The organism is Phenylobacterium sp. T106 (genome assembly GCF_057219735.1).
Window position 1 is genome coordinate 176870 of sequence record NZ_JBXVWA010000001.1, and the last position, 16566, is coordinate 193435.

13 protein-coding genes are annotated in these 16566 nt (G+C 70.2%); 3 read left to right on the plus strand and 10 right to left on the minus strand.

All coding sequences use genetic code 11. The features are described from left to right. Positions 1 to 390: 390 nt before the first annotated feature. Both AC2D8W_RS00875 and AC2D8W_RS00880 read left to right on the plus strand, forming a co-directional pair. Positions 391 to 3321 carry a TonB-dependent receptor plug domain-containing protein gene (locus tag AC2D8W_RS00875; protein WP_484669938.1) on the plus strand — a complete coding sequence of 977 codons (2931 nt, stop codon included), beginning with the start codon at positions 391 to 393 and terminating at the stop codon, positions 3319 to 3321. A 23-nt stretch (positions 3322 to 3344) separates the two neighbouring features. Further along, positions 3345 to 4406, plus strand: a complete 1062-nt coding sequence (locus tag AC2D8W_RS00880) for an acetamidase/formamidase family protein (RefSeq protein WP_484669939.1) — start codon at positions 3345 to 3347, stop codon at positions 4404 to 4406. On the opposite strand, the gene AC2D8W_RS00885 is transcribed toward AC2D8W_RS00880, so the two are convergent. From AC2D8W_RS00885 to AC2D8W_RS00910, 6 genes are all read right to left on the minus strand, one after another. Further along, positions 4382 to 5092 carry an ABC transporter ATP-binding protein gene (locus AC2D8W_RS00885; RefSeq protein WP_484669940.1) on the minus strand — a complete coding sequence of 237 codons (711 nt, stop codon included), beginning with the start codon at positions 5090 to 5092 and terminating at the stop codon, positions 4382 to 4384. The genes AC2D8W_RS00880 and AC2D8W_RS00885 overlap by 25 nt on opposite strands. Beyond that, positions 5085 to 6380: a lipoprotein-releasing ABC transporter permease subunit gene (locus AC2D8W_RS00890; RefSeq protein ID WP_484669941.1), complete on the minus strand. Its 1296-nt coding sequence runs from the start codon at positions 6378 to 6380 to the stop codon at positions 5085 to 5087. Before AC2D8W_RS00890 ends, AC2D8W_RS00885 begins: the two co-directional genes overlap by 8 nt. Further along, positions 6377 to 7693 carry a proline--tRNA ligase gene (gene proS / locus AC2D8W_RS00895; RefSeq protein WP_484669942.1) on the minus strand — a complete coding sequence of 439 codons (1317 nt, stop codon included), beginning with the start codon at positions 7691 to 7693 and terminating at the stop codon, positions 6377 to 6379. The genes AC2D8W_RS00890 and proS overlap by 4 nt, the downstream gene beginning before the upstream one ends. A gap of 85 nt (positions 7694 to 7778) precedes the next feature. Beyond that, positions 7779 to 8039 (minus strand): DUF1467 family protein, encoded by a 261-nt coding sequence (locus AC2D8W_RS00900; protein ID WP_293482334.1) that lies wholly within the window; start codon positions 8037 to 8039, stop codon positions 7779 to 7781. A 1-nt stretch (position 8040) separates the two neighbouring features. Then, positions 8041 to 8463 (minus strand): methylmalonyl-CoA epimerase, encoded by a 423-nt coding sequence (gene mce / locus AC2D8W_RS00905; RefSeq protein WP_484669943.1) that lies wholly within the window; start codon positions 8461 to 8463, stop codon positions 8041 to 8043. Between the two features lie 37 nt (positions 8464 to 8500). Next, on the minus strand, positions 8501 to 10786 hold the full coding sequence (locus AC2D8W_RS00910) for a CaiB/BaiF CoA transferase family protein (RefSeq protein WP_484669944.1): 2286 nt from the start codon (positions 10784 to 10786) through the stop codon (positions 8501 to 8503). A gap of 110 nt (positions 10787 to 10896) precedes the next feature. Here AC2D8W_RS00910 and AC2D8W_RS00915 point away from each other — a divergent pair, with 110 nt between their 5' ends. Further along, on the plus strand, positions 10897 to 11871 hold the full coding sequence (locus AC2D8W_RS00915) for an aldo/keto reductase (RefSeq protein WP_484669945.1): 975 nt from the start codon (positions 10897 to 10899) through the stop codon (positions 11869 to 11871). A 50-nt stretch (positions 11872 to 11921) separates the two neighbouring features. Here AC2D8W_RS00915 and AC2D8W_RS00920 read toward each other — a convergent pair whose 3' ends face one another. Genes AC2D8W_RS00920 through nuoN form a run of 4 tightly spaced genes read right to left on the minus strand, consistent with a single transcriptional unit; the run spans position 11922 to position 16564 of the window. Further along, on the minus strand, positions 11922 to 13613 hold the full coding sequence (locus tag AC2D8W_RS00920) for a ribonuclease J (protein WP_484669946.1): 1692 nt from the start codon (positions 13611 to 13613) through the stop codon (positions 11922 to 11924). Continuing rightward, entirely contained in the window at positions 13613 to 14386 is a 774-nt protein-coding gene (locus AC2D8W_RS00925) for a type III pantothenate kinase (protein WP_484669947.1), read from the minus strand. Before AC2D8W_RS00925 ends, AC2D8W_RS00920 begins: the two co-directional genes overlap by 1 nt. Before the next feature lie 4 nt (positions 14387 to 14390). Then, a complete protein-coding gene (locus AC2D8W_RS00930) occupies positions 14391 to 15131 on the minus strand; it encodes a biotin--[acetyl-CoA-carboxylase] ligase (protein ID WP_484669948.1) in 741 nt (246 codons plus the stop codon). A gap of 5 nt (positions 15132 to 15136) precedes the next feature. Then, positions 15137 to 16564 carry an NADH-quinone oxidoreductase subunit NuoN gene (gene nuoN / locus AC2D8W_RS00935; RefSeq protein WP_484669949.1) on the minus strand — a complete coding sequence of 476 codons (1428 nt, stop codon included), beginning with the start codon at positions 16562 to 16564 and terminating at the stop codon, positions 15137 to 15139. Positions 16565 to 16566: the final 2 nt, after the last annotated feature.

A 16566-nucleotide genomic window follows, 5' to 3' on the forward strand; every position in this document is an offset into this window, starting at 1 on the left:
CTTATTCTCCTTTTGTTCCGGACGTCAAGCCCAGGGATAGGATCCCCTGCCCCTTGGATCATGGAGGCGTCACGCGCCACTGAAGGAAGCCTTCGCGGCGCCGCGTGTGGGACAGGCGCTCTGCAATCTCAAGACGCTGCCTGGGGCTCCTTTGCATCGCGGCGCGTCAACCAATGACCGCCGATCCGGCGCCGCGCCGCAATTGCTGGCGCCCACCCGCGCAACCCGTCTGCTGCTTGCCCAACCCCTTGCGCCACAAGGGATTGCGGCGTCCGCTCGGACGTGACGCCGCGACTGCAAAGCGCTCTCCTGAGACCTTTGCGCAGACGCCGCGTCGCTCCTGGGGAGGGGCGCCCCGAAGGGCCGATCGGTCAATCGGGGAACATGGGGATGAGGATCGGAAGACTTGCGGGGCTGCTGGCGGGCGCGTCGGCCACGGCCCTTTGTGCAGGCTCGGCCCTGGCGCAGGGCGCGGTGGGATCGGTTCCGGTCGCGGGGTCCGCGCCCACGGTGGCGACACTGGCCGTCGATGCGGCGGACGAGGCCGACAGCGATGCGGCGGGCGCGGCGCTCGACGAGGTGCTGGTCACCGGCACGCGGCTCAGGGCCGGCGGGTTCACGGCGCCCACGCCGGTCACCGAGATCGGGGCGGATCAGTTCCAGCAGCGGGCGGCCGCCAGCGTGTTCGAGGTCGTGCGCGACATCCCCTCGTTCCGCGGCACGAGCGGTCCCAGCGTGAATTCCACGGGCGCCCAGAACGCGTCGAAGGCGAACCTGGACCTGCGCGGCCTGGGCTCGGTGCGGACCCTGGTGCTGATCAACGGCCGGCGGCACGTTCCCGATGCGCCCACGAATGTGTTCGACACCAACCTGATCCCCACCAGCCTGATCGAGCGCGTGGATGTGGTGACGGGCGGCGCCTCGGCGGCCTACGGCTCGGACGCCGTGGCCGGGGTGGTCAACTTCATCCTGAAGAACCGGCTGGAGGGCTTCACCGCGGACCTGCGCTTCGGGGTCAGCCAGCGAGGCGACAACCACGAGTACAACCCCTCGTTCGCCTACGGCCGCAGCTTCATGGACGGCAAGCTGCACTTCATCATCGGCGGCGACTACACCCACTCCGAGGGCACGGGCACGATGTACGCCCGGAAGTGGGGCCAGAAGGAGCCGGGCGCATTGTCCCTGCCGGCGACCCGCGCCGCGGGCCTGCCGGCGACCCTGATCTCCAACAACGTCGAGACCGCCGCGTACAACGCCAGCGGCCTGATCACCTCGGGGCCTCTGCGGGGCATCGCCTTCGGTGAGAACGGGACGTTCTTCCGCTTCCCGTTCGGATCCATCGTCGGCGGCACCGAGATGATCGGCACGGGCAACTACGGCAGCGTCGAGAATCCGGATCAGTTCCTGCGGCCGCCCTACAAGCGGAGCGCCGCCCTCACCCGCGTCGAGTACGAGATCGACGAGACGACCAGCGCCTACGCCCAGCTGGGCTACGGGATGCTGCGCACCTACGGCCGTTCGTTCGGGGCCCGCGTGCCCAACTTCAACAACTACGTCGTGCGCATCGACAATCCGTTCCTGCCGAGAGGCGTGGTCGACCTGATGCGGGCCAACAACGTCACGACCTTCACCTACTCGGCCAGCCGCCACGACGACCTGGGCTCGATCGCGTCGCGAAACCGCTCGGAGACCACCCAGTTCGACGCCGGCGTGAACGGCGAGTTCCGGGGCTGGAATTGGGATCTGGGCGTCGGGTTCGGCAAGGCGCAGTTCGCGCCCTACATCAAGAACACTCCGCGCGAGGCCGACTTCTACGCCTCGGCCTTTGTGGTCACGGGCCCCGACGGCAGGCCGGCCTGCGGCCCGGTCTCGGCCAATCCGTACTTCAATGCTCAGACGCCGGCGGTGCGGGCGCGGCTGATCGCCAACCTGTCGCCAGGCTGCGTGCCCTACAACATCTTCGGTACCAACCTGGAGCAGAACCAGGCGGCCCTGGCCTACTTCAACTCGGCCTCCGCGGCGGACATGCAGTTCCGCCAGCGGGACGTGGCCTTCAACGTCGCGGGGGCGCCGTTCTCGCTCCCGGCCGGCGAAGTGTCGGTGGCGGCGGGCGTGGAGTGGCGGCGCGACACCGCCAGCGTCGTCAACTGCGCCGACTGCCAGAAGCTGGCGCTGATGAACCAGAACTACTCGCTCTACACCGGCGCGATCGAGGTGAAGGAAGCCTACGTCGAGTTGGGCCTGCCGGTGCTGAAGGACATGGTCCTCGCGAAGGACCTGTCGCTGAACGCCGCCGCGCGGCGGACCGACTACTCCACCTCCGGCGCCGTCACGACCTGGAAGGTGGGCGGGACGTGGGACGTCACCGACTTCCTGCGGTTCCGCGCAACCCGCTCCCGGGACATCCGGGCCCCCAACATCAACGAGCTGTTCAATCCCGGGTCCGAGGGCAACCCGAACGTCGTCAACCGACGGACCGGCGCCTCCGGCTTCACCAAGTCGAACACCGTCGGCAACCCGAACCTGATCCCGGAGACCGGCGACACGACCACGGTCGGCCTGGTCTTCCAGCCGAAGTGGGGCTGGAGCGAGGGGCTTCGGATTTCGGTCGACTACTGGGACATCGAGATCAAGGACGTGATCGCGACCCAGAACGTCCAGGACATCCTTGACGCCGTGCTGCTGCGCGGCGACCCGGAACTGTCCACCTTCGTGGTTCTCGACCCGTCGAGCCCGGTGGGCGTGAGCCGGGTCAACGTCCCCCAGCAGAACCTGAACGCTCTCGAGACCAACGGGCTCGACATCGAGATCGCCTACACGGTGCCGATGGCCAACCTGAACCTGCCGGGTCAACTCAGCCTGCGGGCCCTGGGGTCATGGATCGACAAGTACAAGACGATCACCCGCACCACGACGATCGACAGCTCCGGCGTGACCGGCACGCCGACCTGGTCCTGGAACGGCGTTGCGACCTATCGCCTGGACCGGTTCACCGGCAGCCTGATGGTCCGCTACACCGACAGGATCCGCTTCAGCGCCACGGCCGTCGGACTGGACGGCCTGACCCCCGGGACGCCTGAGTACCTGGCTGTCGCGCGGCTCTCCAACAGCATCAACCAGAACTACTGGCCCGAGGCGGTCTACTGGAACGCCAGCCTCCAGTACGACTTCGTCGAGGGACCGGGCCGCAGGGTCCAGGGCTACCTGACCGTCGACAACCTGTTCGACAAGCAGCCGCCAATCGTCGCCATCAGCATCAACGGCACGGCCTACGACCTGATCGGCCGGGCCTTCAAGGTCGGCGTGCGCGTCGCTTACTGACCCAGGGGACAAGACACATGAGGATGAGCAACCGCGCCGCGTTCGCAGCCTTCGCCGCCCTGGCCGCGGCCTCTGCGGGCGCGGCCCCGAAGCCCGATCATTCGCTGCGCTCGACGCCCGAGACGGTGCGGCGGGGGATCATCTCCGCCGACACGCCGCCGGTTCTGCGGATCAAGTCGGGGCAGACCGTACGGATCGACACGATCTCGCATGGCGGCGTCACGGACGACCCCGTGGCCTTCTTCGCCACGGCCGGCATCAAGCCCGAGGAGGTGCTGGACGACGTGAAGGCCGTGGCCCGGCTGCCGCGCACGGAGGGCTTCGGGGGGCACATCCTCACGGGTCCGATCTACATCGAAGGCGCCGAGCCGGGCGACATGCTGGAGATCCGCATCCACGCCGTGGAGCCGCGCGTGAACTATGGCGTCAACAGCCCGGGGCCGGGCGGGGTCGCGCCGACCATTCTGACGGAGCGCACTCAGCTGATCATCAAGTTCGATCCGAAGCGCGGCGTGGTGTTCAACTCGCCGGGCGTGGAGACCCCGCTGCGGCCCTTCATGGGCATCATGGCCGTGGCGCCGGGCGAACCCCGGACCGTCGGCTCGCGCGCCCCGGGCGACTTCGGCGGCAACATGGACCTCGCGCGCCTGACTGCGGGCTCCACGCTCTACCTGCCGGTGTTCCAGCCGGGCGCCCTGTTCGTCACCGGCGACTCCCACGCAGCGCAGGGCGACGGCGAGGTGTCGGGCAATGCGGTGGAGGCTTCGATGACCCCGACCCTGCAGTTCATCCTCCACAAGGGCCTCGGCAAGGGGATGACGCCGTGGGCGGAGGACGCGGACTACTACTACATCATGGGCATGGACCGGGACCTGGACGTCGCCCTGCGCCGCTCGGTGGAGAAGACGGTCGAGTTCCTGGTGACGAAGAAGGGCCTGACGCCGCTGGAAGGCTATTCGCTCGCCAGCACGGCGGTCGACTTCGCCGTGGCTGAAGCCGTCGATGACGTGCTGATCATGTACGGCAAGGTCGCCAAGCGGTGGTTCGCCAAGAAGGAGCCCTACTGGGCGGCGCCCGCCAGGTGATCCGCCGACCAGGGCTCCAGATGCCCGTCGCGCAGGGCGAGCACCCGGTCCATGTGGCGGGCGAGCTCGAAGTTGTGCGTGGCGACCAGCGCGGCCACGCCCTGGCTCCGGGCCAGGGCGTAGAGGCTGTCGAAGACCGCCGTCGAGGTCGTCGGGTCCAGGTTTCCGGTCGGCTCGTCCGCCAGCAGCAGGCGCGGCGCGTTGGCGAGCGCCCGGGCGACCGCCACGCGCTGCTGTTCGCCGCCGGAAAGCTGCGCGGGCTGGTGATGGGTGCGGTCGCCGAGGCCGAGGTCCGCGAGCAGCACGCGGGCCCTCTCCCGCGCGACCCGCTTGGGCGCGCCCGCGATCATCATCGGGATCGCCACGTTGTCCTCGGCCGAGAACTCGGGGAGCAGGTGGTGGAACTGGTAGACGAAGCCGATGGTGGCCAGTCGCACGCGCGTGCGCTCGCGCTCGTTCAGGTTCGAGCAGTCGGCGCCCAGCACGGCGATGCGCCCGGCGTCCGGGCGCTCCAGCAGGCCCGCTGCGTGGAGAAGGCTGGACTTGCCCGAGCCTGACGGCCCGACCAGCCCCACGATCTCGCCCGCCCGGAGATCGAGGTCGACGCCCTTCAGAACCGGCAGGGAGCCTGCGCCGGTGACGTAGGTCCGCTCCAGCCCGCGGATCGACAGGACCACGTCATTCATAGCGAAGGGCCTCGACGGGATCGAGCTTGGACGCCCGCCACGCGGGGATGAGGCTCCAGAGACACGCCATGCTCAGGGAGAAGACCGAGATCCAGAACACCTCCAGCCAGTCCACCTTCGCGGGCAGGCGCGACAGGTAGTAGACGTCCGAGGCGAACACCTGGGCGCCCGTGGCCCACTCCACCAGCGACTGGATCGGGCCGATGTTCAGGGAGAACAGCACGCCCAGCGCGACGCCCGCGACCGTGCCCGCCGCGCCGATGCTGGCGCCGATCATGAAGAAGATCCGCAGGACCGAACCGCGGCCCGCCCCCACCGTGCGGAGGATGGCCACGTCGCGGGTCTTGTTCTTCGCCAGCATGACGAGGCCCGAGATGATGTTCAGGGCCACGATGGCGATCACCACGCCGAGGATGATGCGCATCGCCGTCCGCTCGACCGCGAGCGCGCCCCAGAACGCCACGTCCCGTTGCGTCCAGTCATTGACGATGGCCGCCGGCCCCGCCGCCTTGGTGATCGGCCCCCGCATGCGGGACGCGTGGTCCGGGTCGGTCACCTTGATCTCGATGGCGTCAGCCGTGTCCTCGCGGCCGAAGAACAGCTGAGCCTGGGCGAGCGGCATGTAGATGTAGGCCTGGTCGTACTGGCTCATGCCGACGCTGAAGGTGGCCCCCACCGTGTAGGGCTTCTGGAGCGGCGTCCCGCCGAACGCGGTCGCCCCGCCGGTCGGCGAAATGAGCGTCAGGGTGTCGCCAGGCGCGACGCCCAGCGACTGTGCGAGCCGGGCGCCGACCACGATCACGTCGCCGCCGTACTCACCCTTCCCGAACTCGCGCAGCGAGCCGGCCGTCAGCTGGCCCGAGACCAGCTTCGTCGCCTGCAGGTCCGCCAGGCTGATGCCACGCACCAGGGTTCCGGTGATCTGGCTGGGGCCGATGGCGATGGCCTGGGCCTCGATGATCGGCGCGGCCTGGACCACGCCGGGCACCTTGACGATGCGCGCCACCGCCCGGTCGCGCTCGGGGCCGTCGAGCACGCCGCCGGTCACGAACAGATGGCCCTGGAACCCGAGGATGCGGTTCAGCAGCTCGGACCGGAACCCGTTCATGATCGACATGATCGCGATCAGGCCCGCGACGGCGAGCATGATGCCCAGGAACGAGATGATGGAGATCAGGGACACGCCGCCCTGGCTGCGGCGCGCACGCAGGTAGCGCACGGCGATCATCCGCTCCCAGGGCCCGAAGGGCGCTGCCCGCGCGCCGGTGACCCCGCGGGCGTCGCTCACGCCGTGATGGCCTGGAGCGCGGCGTCCAGCGGCAGGGTCTGCCGCTCGCCGGTCGCCCGGCGCTTCAGCTCCACGACGCCGTCCGCGACGCCCTTCGGCCCCACGATCAGCTGCCAGGGGATGCCCACCAGATCGGTCGCAGCGAACTTCGCCCCCGGGCGGTCGTCCCGGTCGTCGTAGAGCGGGTCCACGCCCGCCGCCGTCAGCGCCTTGTAGGCCCGCTCGCAGACCTCGTCGCAGGCGCTGTCGCCGGCCCGCAGGTTGAGCACCGCCGCCCCGAAGGGCGCCACGCTGTCGGGCCAGATGATCCCGGCCTGGTCGTGGCTCGCCTCGATGATGGCGCCGGCCAGGCGCGAGACGCCCACGCCGTACGACCCCATCTGGACGTTGACCTCCTTGCCGTCGGGCCCGGCGACCTTCGCGCCCATGGGCTTCGAGTACTTCTCGCCGAAGTAGAAGATGTGGCCCACCTCGATGCCGCGGGCGGTCATCCGCTTGTCCTCGGGCAGAGCCTCGTAGCGGGCGGGCTCGTGCATCTCGTCCGACGCCGCGTACAGGCTGGTGCGCTGGTCGACCATCGGCTGCAGGTCGCCGTCCCAGTCGATGTCCGGGCCGGGCGCGCCCATTTCCACCAGGTCGCGGTGCGCGAAGACCTGGCTCTCTCCCGTCTCGGCCAGGATGATGAACTCGTGGCTGAGGTCGCCGCCGATGGGTCCGGTGTCGGCGCGCACCGGGATCGCCTTCAGACCCAGGCGCGCATAGACGTTGAGGTAGGCCAGGAACATCCGGTTGTAGGCCCGCCGCGCGCCCGCTTCGTCGAGGTCGAAGGAGTAGGCGTCCTTCATCAGGAACTCGCGGCCGCGCATGACGCCGAAGCGGGGCCGGCGCTCGTCCCGGAACTTCCACTGGATATTGTAAAGATTCAGCGGCAAGTCCTTGTACGACTTGACATAGCTGCGGAAGATGTCGGTCACGACCTCCTCGGCCGTGGGCCCGAACAGCAGCTCGCGCTGGCTCCGGTCGAAGATGCGCAGCATCTCGTCCCCGTAGTCGTCGAACCGGCCGCTCTCCTTCCACAGGTCCGCCAGCTGGATCGTCGGCATCAGGATCTCGACGGCGCCGGCGCGGTCCATCTCCTCGCGGACCACCTGCTCGATCTTCTTCAGAACCTTAAGTCCCAGCGGCAGCCAGGCGTAGATGCCCGCGGCCTCCTGCCGGATCATGCCGGCGCGGAGCATGAGCTGGTGCGACACGATCTGCGCGTCGGCAGGCGCCTCGCGAAGCGTGGGCATGAAGTACCGCGAAAGACGCATGGGATTCCTGGGACTGTCCGACGAAGGCGCCCTGATACCCTTGCCGCCGGAACCTTGGCAACGATGTGGCGGGGAAGTGGTTGCCTCAGGCGACCTGCGGCAGCGGCGGCAGCTTCACCAGTCCCAGCTGCACCACGGCGAACAGGATCACCCAGAGCACCGCCGACACCCACGTCGTGGTGAGGAACTTCCGCTTCAGCTTGGGATCGACCGGGGCGCCGGGATCCCCGCCGTCTCCCCTGTCGATGCCGGCTTCCGCGTGGCTGACCACGCCCAGCGGGAGGACGGCGAACAGCACCGTCCACCAAAGGACGAGATAGATGCCGATCCAGGTGATCGGGTTCATCTCAGTGGGCGCCCTTCGGGGTTTCCATGAGCTCGACGAGGACGCCGCCCATGTTCTTCGGGTGCACGAAGATCACCGGCGTGCCGTGCGCGCCGATGCGGGGATTGCCGCCGTTGAGGACCGTCGCGCCCTTGGCCGCCATGTCGTCGCGGGCGGCGATGATGTCCTCCACCTCGAAGCAGATGTGGTGTTGCCCGCCGGCCGGGTTCTTCTCGAGGAAGCCCTTCAGGGGCGAGGCGTCGCCGTGCGGCTCGATCAGCTCGATCTGGCTGTTCGGCAGGTCCACGAAGCAGACCCAGACGCCCTGCTCGGGCATGGCGAACTTCTCGCCGATCTTCGTGGCGCCCAGGACGTCGCGATAGAGCGCGACCGACTTCTCGATGGAGGGCGTCGCGACGCCCACGTGGTTCAGTTTCCCGATCATGCCGCCCCTATACGCCGTCGGCGCGATCCGCGCGAGATCACGTCGCGGAAGCAGGCAGCGGCGCCGGGGCGATGCCGCCCAGGCCGTCCGACGCGAAGACGGCGCCCGCCTGCAGGAGCGCCTGGATGCGGGCCGGCTCGATCCCCCAGTCCCGCAGCACCTCCACCGTGTGTTCGCCGATGTCGGGCGTCGGACGACGGCCATGGATCGGCGTCCGCGCGAAGTCGGCGTAGCCGCGCACGGTGATCATCGGCCCCAGCCGGGCATGCTCCCACGCGTCCAGGAAGCCGTTCTCGTGCAGCCAGGGGTCCTGCAGCGCCTCGGCGCTGCGCAGGACCGGCGCGGCGGGCACGCCTGCGGCCAGTAGGCTCTTCAGCAACGGGCCCCGTTCACGCCCGGCCAGGGCGGCCTCAAGCCGCTCGGCCACCTCGCCGTCCCGCGGCGCCAGCAGCGGCGCCGGGCCGAGATCCACGTCCAGCGCCTGGCCCAGCGCATGCGCCTCGGCGTCGGTGTCGCAGGCGATCCCGATCCAGCCGTCCGCGCAGGCGTAGTACCGATGCGTCGCGCGCACGCCGAGGCAGTCCTCCCCGCCGAGGTCGTTCGGCGGCCGGCCGTCGTAGGTCACCGTCTCGCCGAGCTGGAACAGCAGGCTCTGCGCCAGCAGGCTGGTCTTGATCTCCTGTCCGACGCCCGTCCGTTCGCGCGCGTGCAACGCCGCGACCACGGACGACGTCACGACGGACGCGGTGGCCACGTCGTTCATCGGGATGGTGAGGAGAATGGGATCGCCCTCCCCGCCCTGCGCCGCCTGCATCCCGCCTTCGGCCTGCAGCAGGGGATCGAAGCCGGGCAGCGCCGCGCGCTGGCCCTGGTCGCCGTACGCGTTGATCGAGCACGAGATGATCCGCGGATTCACCGCCCGCAGGGCCTCGTAGTCGATCCCCAGCTTCGCGCGAACGCCCAGCCGGTAGTTGTCGATCACCACGTCGGCGGTCCGGGCCATCTCCAGGAAGAGTTCGCGCGCGCCCGGCGCCCGCAGGTTCAGCCCGAGCGCCCGGCTGCCGCGGTTGTACATCAGGAACCCCGGACCGTCGGATCGGAAGGGGTCCGCCTCGGGGGGCTCGACCTTGATCACGTCGGCGCCCAGGTCGCTCAGCAGCGCGCCCGCGAAGGCCCCCGCGATGACGGTGCCCAGGTTCAGCACCTTCACCCCGGCCAGCGGCGCCGCTGTCGGCGCGGCGGCTGGCGGCGACGCCGGCTTCGCGGGCCACTGCGGCGGCGCGTCGACCGCTTCGGGCAGGCCGCGGATCGACGCCGGCGTCTCGGACAGCCGCGCCGGCGGGGCCGGCATCGCCACCGCGCCGTGCCGCGCGTGCGGAAACGTCAGCCGCATGCCGGCCTCTGCGACGGTCTCGCTCGCGAACCAGGTCTCGCGGCGCCGGACCGGACCGCAGGGCACGTCGTTCGCGCGCAGGTCCTCCAGCCACTCGTCGCGGGTGCGGGTCAGGAAGATGCCTTCCAGCAGGTCGCGCGCCGCCAGCATGTCCATCTCGAGCGCGTCGAAGGCGTCTTCCAGGCCCAGGACCTCGAAGGCCTTGCGGTAGAAGTTGGTGAACAGCGTGCCCAGGAAGAACCACTCGCCGTCGGCGCACTGGTAGAGGCGATACCGCGGGTTGGCGCCCGGCGGCGTGCCGCGCGGCAGCGGCGGCTGCAGCAGCGCCCGCGCGGCGCCGGACGCTTCGGCGGCGCCGTGCAGGCCGCTCACCGTCACGGCCTGGCCGCGACCGCTGCGGGTCCGCTCCAGCAGCGCGGCGCCGATCGCCGCCGAGCCCATGACGCCCTGCGCGTACCAGAGGACGGGGATGATCAGGTGGATGGGGACGTCCGCATTGGCGCCCTGCCGGAACGCCGCCCCGGTGAGGCCGCCCAGCAGGCTGTGGTGCGCGGGCAGCCCGCTCCACGCCCCCGAGGTCCCGTAGGGCGGCATCCAGGCGTGCACCAGGGCAGGATGCTCTGCGGTCAGCGTGGCGGCGTCGAGGCCCAGCGCCTCCAGGCGGCCTGGCGCATGGTCGAACAGCGCGACGTCGGCGCCGGCGATCAGGGCCTTGGCCTGCGCCAGGCCAGCGGGCGTCTGGAGGTCCAGCGTCGCGACCTGCTTGTTTCGATTTAAGGCGAGGTAGCCCGGATGGTCCCGCCAGCGGTCGCCGCCCGGCGGCTCCACCTTCACCACCTCGGCCTCGAAGTCGCCGAGCAGCATCGCAGCCATCGGGCCGGCGACGCCCTGGCTGAAGTCGGCGATCCGCACGCCCTTGTAGGCGGACATGTCCGCAATCCTCCCGGCGCGTGTGATCCGCGCTCATGGCGCGCATCAAACCGGGTGTTCGAAAGGCCCGCAAGGGAGTGCTAGCGTCGCCCGGGCGACGGAGACGAGACATGCGGACGGCGAGGCTGGGATCCCTGGGCGAGGTGAGCCGCCTGACGCTGGGCGGCGGCGGCATCGGGCAGATCTGGGGCGAGGTCACCCGCGACGAGGCGGTGGCGACCCTCAAGGCCGCGCTCGACGCCGGCATCGACCTGATCGATGCGGCGCCGATGTACCGCAACGCCCAGGCCTTTATCGGCGAGACCTTCGGCGGTTCGCCGCCGGCCCACCTGCGCTTCACGACCAAGTGCCAACTCGGCACGCCGGCCCCGGGCGAGACCGCCGCCATCCTCGAGGAGTCCCTCGCGAGCAGCCTCGCCGAGATGCGGCTCGAGCGCGTGGACGTCTTCTTCCTGCACTCCAACATCCACGCCGAGGGGTTCGCCTACGCGTTCGGGGACTCGGCCAAGGACCGGTTCTCCACGGTCTGGTCGGTCTACCTGCACGAGGTCGCGCCGACGATGCAGCGGCTGAAGGCTCAGGGTCGGATCGCCGCCTGGGGCATCACCGGCATCGGCGTGCCCACAGCCGTGATCGAAGCCATCGGCCAGCCGGAACGCCCGGACGTCGTGCAGGTGATCGCGAACCTCATGGACAGCCCGGGCGCGCTGAAACGGTACGCCGAACCCGCCCGGCCCCGCGCGGTCGCCGCCGCCGCCAAGTCCGCCGGCTGCGGCGTGATGGGCATCCGCGCCGTCCAGGCCGGCGCGCTGACGTCGGCCGTGGACCGCGAACTGTCGCCGAACAACCCGGACCGACTGGACTACGACCGCTCGGCGCCTTTCCGCGCCCTCTGCGCCCGCTGGGGCCAGGACCCGGCTTATGTGGCGCACCGCTACGCCCTGAGCCTGCCCGACTTCGACACCATCGTCCTCGGCGTGAAGACGCGGGCCGAGCTGGCCATGTGCGTGCAGGCTGAGGCCGACGGCGCCTACTCGGCCGCGGAGATGGCCGAGATCGACGCGCTGGGCCTGGCGCCCCGCTAGGTCGACCTCTCCGTCCGTTGCGGCGAAGGCCGGGACCGACGCGGCAGGCCCTAGACCCTCAGCAGGATCGTCTCGACCACGGGACGACGGCCCCAGATGCGCTGGCTCGCCTTCTTCACGGCGCGGCTGATGGCGGTCTCGACGCTGTCGTCGTACTCGCGCTCCTCGCCCTTGAGCCGCTTGATGGCGCCCTCGGCTTCCTGCACGAGTTCCTCCAGGACTTCGGCCAGGTCCTCGTCGTCCACCGTCGGCAGCCCCACGGCGCGGATCTGCGGCGCAGCCGCCAGCCGATTGCGCCCATCCAGCACCACGGCGACCGCGACGACTCCGTTGAACGACGCATGCCGCCGTTCGCGCAGCGCCTCGCCGTTCTCGGGCGTGAGCACGCCGGCGTCCACGTAGAGACGGCCCGACGGCACCTCGTCGATCACTTCCGCGCGGCCCGGCGCCAGGCGGACCATGTCGCCGTTGCGCGGCGTCACCTGCTGGGGGATCTGCAGGTCGGCGGCGAAGGCCGCGTGCTCCATCAGATGGCGGCGCTCGCCGTGCGTCGGCACCGCGATCTGCGGCCTTGCCCAGCGGTACATCTCGGCCAGCTCGTCGCGACAGGGGTGGCCCGAGACGTGGATGCCCGGGTGGTCGCGCTCGGTGTAGAGCCGCACCCCGCGCTCGGTGAGCTTGTTCTGCAGGTTGCGGATCGGGATCTCGTTCCCGGGGATCACCCTGCTGGAGAACACGCAGGCGTCGCCCGCCCCCAGGCGCACGTGGGGATGGGTCCCGTCGGCGATGCGCGCCAGGGCCGCCCGGGGTTCCCCCTGGCTGCCGGTGCACAGGTAGAGCACGCCGTCGTCAGGGAAGTGCTTGGCCTCGGTGTCTTCGAGAAACGGCTTCAGGCCCTCCATCAGGCCCACCGACCTGGCGGCCGCCGCCATGCGATGCATCGAGCGCCCGACCAGGCACACCCGCCGGCCGTTCGCCTCGGCGGCGCGGGCCACCGAGTCCATCCGCGCCACGTTGGAAGCGAAGCAGGCGACCGCCACCCTGCCCTTCAGCGAGCCGATCAGGGGGATGAGCGTCTCGCGGACGTCGGCTTCGGACCCGGCGTGGCCGTCGACGAAGACGTTGGTGGAGTCGCACACCATCGCCAGCACGCCCTCGTCGCCAAGGCGGCGGATCGCGTCCGCGTCGGTGACGCCGCCCAGCAGGGGATCGGGGTCGATCTTCCAGTCCCCTGTGTGGAGCACGGTGCCCAGCGGCGTCTTGATCGCCAGGCCATTCGGCTCGGGGATCGAGTGCGTAAGCGTGATCAGCTCCAGCCGGAACGGCCCCAGCTCGATCGTCCCGCCCAGCGGCACCTCGGTGATGGCGGCCGCCTCCAGGAGGTCGGCCTCGCGCAGCTTCTCGCGGAGGATGAAGGCCGTGAAGGGCGTGGCGTAGATGGGCGCCTTCAGCCGCGGCCACAGCCAGGCCACCGCCCCGATGTGATCTTCGTGGGCGTGCGTCAGGACGATCCCGAGGATGCGGTCGGCGTACTCCTCGATGAACTGGGGATCCGGCAGGATCACCTCGACGCCGGGCGTCGTCTGGTCCCCGAAGGTCACGCCCAGGTCGACCACGATCCACCGCCGGTCGTGCGGCGGGCCGAAGGCGTAGAGGTTGAAGTTCATCCCGATCTCGTTCGAGCCGCCCAGCGGCAGGAAAACGAGTTCGTCGTCGCGCCCGATTTTCGAAGGTGGGGCCATCAGCCGGCTTTCTTGTTCCGCCGCCAGATCTCCAGCATGCCACGGATGGTGAGGTCGGGGTCGAAGTGGTCGATGCTGGTCGTCGCGCCGTGGAACAGCGAGGCGACCCCGCCGGTGGCGACCACGGTCAGCGGCCGCCCGTGCTCGGCCTTGATGCGGGCGATCAGGCCTTCGATCAGGGCGATGTAGCCCCAGAACACGCCGGACTGCATGGCGCCCACGGTATCAGTCCCGACCACCCTCTGCGGTTTCTGGATCGCGACCCGGGGAAGTTTGGCCGCCGCCGTATGCAACGCTTCCATGGACAGGTTGATCCCCGGGGCGATCACGCCGCCCTCGAAGCCGCCGTCAGCCGCGACGATGTCGAAGGTGGTGGCGGTGCCCGAGTCGATGACGATCAGGTCGCCGGGGTAGACCACGTGCGCGCCGATGGCGTTGACGAGACGGTCGGCCCCCGCCTCCGAGGGCTTCTCGATCCGCACCGGGATGCCCAGGTCGACGTTCTCGCCGATGACGATCGGCTCCACGTGCAAGTAGCGCCGCGCGAGGTTGCGCAGGTTGAAGATCGACTGCGGCACGACGGACGAGATGATGCAGCCGTCGAAGCGGTTGAGGTCGAGCCCCGCCATGCCCAGCAGCTGGGAAAGCCAGACGGCGTATTCGTCCGCCGTCCGCGTGGAATCCGTACCGGCCCGCCACTGCGCCATCCAGCGCTCGCCGTCGTGCACGGCGAAGAGCGTGTTGGTGTTGCCCTGTTCGATCGCGAGCAGCATGTGATCACGCCCCTCCAAAGAAGACGTCGCCGGCCGTTATGCGCTCCAGGCCGCCATCGTCCAGCCTGAGCCTGAGCGCGCCGTCCGGATCGAGACCCTCCGCCACGCCGGCCACGGTGCGGTTGGGAAGCCGCGCCTCGCAACGCTGGCCGATCCCCGTGGCGCGCTGGGACCAGCCCGCGGCGATCGCCGGGAAGCCTTGGACCGACCAGGCGCCCCGCCAGCGCTCGAAGGCGCCGGCCAGGACCTCCAGCGCCTCTCGTGGCCGGGGCGGCGGCCCGGACATGTGGTCGGCGAAGCTAGCGGCGGGCCGCTCCACGTCGCTGGGCGCGTGCGCCAGGTTCACGCCGACGCCGACCGCGAGCCACAGCCGCCCGTCCGGACGGCTGCCGCTCTCCACCAGGATGCCCACCGCCTTGCGGCCATGGATCATGACGTCGTTCGGCCACTTCAGACGCGCGACGCCGGGCCCCAGGCAGGCGTCGGCGAGATCGCAGGCCGCGAGCGCCGCCACGAACGACAGCTGCGCGGCCTCAGCGGCCGGACGGTCGGTCGTGGTCAGCAGGGTCGCCGCGAGGTTGCCGCGCTGCGTCGACCACGCGCGGCCGCGCCGGCCGCGTCCAGCCGTCTGCACCTCGGCGGTGATCCAGACCGGGCCGGCCTCCCCCGCGTCCGCGCGGCGGCGGGCCTCGGCGTTGGTGGAGTCCAGTTCGTCGTACGCCTCTATCGGCGGGTGGACGGACAAGCGCCCTAGACCAGCCCGAGCGCCTGGGCGGCAGTGGCCGCGGCGTCGTTCAGCCAGTAGAGGGCCACGATCACGACCGGGAAGGCGAAGGCCGCCGAGGCCAGCGCGATCGCGTTGGCTTCCGCCGGCGGCTTGTCGGTCGCGCCCTGGCTGCCGTCGAACCACATGACCTTGATCAGGCGCAGGTAGTAGAACGCGGCCACAACAGAGCCCACCAGGCCGGCCACGGCGACGCCCCAGAGGCCGGCATCGAGCGCGGCCTTGAAGACGAAGATCTTGGCGAAGAAGCCGGAGAACGGCGGCAGGCCCAGAGCCGACAACGAGAAGATCGTCATGGCGAAGCCGATCGCCGGACGCTCCTTGATGAGGCCCGCCATGTCCTCGATCGTCTCCATTGCCCGGCCCTGGCGTGACAGCGCCGCGAGGCAGGCGAAGAAGCCGGTGACGTCGATCATGTAGAGGACCATGAACACCAGCATGGCCTGCACGCCCTCGGACGTGCCCGAGGCCAAGCCCAGCAGGGCGTAGCCGATGTTGGCGATCGACGAATAGGCCCACAGGCGCTTCAGGTTCTTCTGCACCAGGCCCGCGAAGGCGCCCACGGCCACCGAGATGAGCGAGATCGCCACCAGGACCTGCTGCCACTGGTCCACGGCGCCGGCGAAGCCGTCGGCCAGGACGCGGGCGAACAGGATCATCGCGGCCAGCTTGGGCGCGGCGGCAAAGAACGCCACGACCGGCGTCGGCGCGCCCTCGTAGACGTCCGGGGTCCACATGTGGAACGGCGCCGCCGAGACCTTGAACGCCAGTCCGCAGATCAGGAAGACGAGGCCGAACAGCAGGCCGGTGTTGGCCTCCGAGCCCGCCGCCACCGCGATCTCGCTGAACAGCGTCGATCCGGCGAACCCGTAGATGAGGCTGGCGCCGTAGAGCAGCAGGCCGGACGAGAGCGCGCCCAGCACGAAGTACTTCAGCCCCGCCTCGGACGCCTTGGCGTTGTCGCGGTGCATCGCAGCCATGATGTAGAGCGCCAGCGAGTGCAACTCGACGCCCACGTAGAGCGAGATCAGGTCGCCCGCCGAGGCCATCATGCCCATGCCCAGGGCGGCCAGCAGGATCAGCACCGGGAATTCGAAGGTGCGCATGCCGCGCCGCTCGAACCACGGCTGGGCGAGCGGGATGGCGATGGCCGACGCCAGGTAGATGGCCACCTTGGCGAAGGTCGCCGCGGCGTCGGAGATCAGCCCGCCGCCAAACGCCGTGCCGAACGGCTGGGTCGCCGCGGCCACGGCCGCCGCCACCAGCACGACCACGCTGGCCCCGCCGATGAGCGTCGTCTGCTTCTGCGCGAACGCGCCGATCACCAGGAGCGCCAGCGCGCCCACGGCGAGGATGATTTCGGGAACGGCCAGCGCCAGGTTTGCCGAGAGCATCT

Excerpts from the sequence above, each read along its gene's own strand:
- AC2D8W_RS00925 (WP_484669947.1), bottom strand. The coding sequence starts at position 14,386 with ATGCTGCTCGCGATCGAACAGGGCAACACCAACACGCTCTTCGCCGTG.
- AC2D8W_RS00915 (WP_484669945.1), top strand. The coding sequence starts at position 10,897 with ATGCGGACGGCGAGGCTGGGATCCCTGGGCGAGGTGAGCCGCCTGACG.
- proS (WP_484669942.1), bottom strand. The coding sequence starts at position 7,693 with ATGCGTCTTTCGCGGTACTTCATGCCCACGCTTCGCGAGGCGCCTGCC.
- AC2D8W_RS00875 (WP_484669938.1), top strand. The coding sequence starts at position 391 with ATGAGGATCGGAAGACTTGCGGGGCTGCTGGCGGGCGCGTCGGCCACG.
- AC2D8W_RS00910 (WP_484669944.1), bottom strand. The coding sequence starts at position 10,786 with ATGTCCGCCTACAAGGGCGTGCGGATCGCCGACTTCAGCCAGGGCGTC.
- mce (WP_484669943.1), bottom strand. The coding sequence starts at position 8,463 with ATGATCGGGAAACTGAACCACGTGGGCGTCGCGACGCCCTCCATCGAG.
- AC2D8W_RS00900 (WP_293482334.1), bottom strand. The coding sequence starts at position 8,039 with ATGAACCCGATCACCTGGATCGGCATCTATCTCGTCCTTTGGTGGACG.
- AC2D8W_RS00920 (WP_484669946.1), bottom strand. The coding sequence starts at position 13,613 with ATGGCCCCACCTTCGAAAATCGGGCGCGACGACGAACTCGTTTTCCTG.
- AC2D8W_RS00885 (WP_484669940.1), bottom strand. The coding sequence starts at position 5,092 with ATGAATGACGTGGTCCTGTCGATCCGCGGGCTGGAGCGGACCTACGTC.
- nuoN (WP_484669949.1), bottom strand. The coding sequence starts at position 16,564 with ATGCTCTCGGCAAACCTGGCGCTGGCCGTTCCCGAAATCATCCTCGCC.
- AC2D8W_RS00880 (WP_484669939.1), top strand. The coding sequence starts at position 3,345 with ATGAGCAACCGCGCCGCGTTCGCAGCCTTCGCCGCCCTGGCCGCGGCC.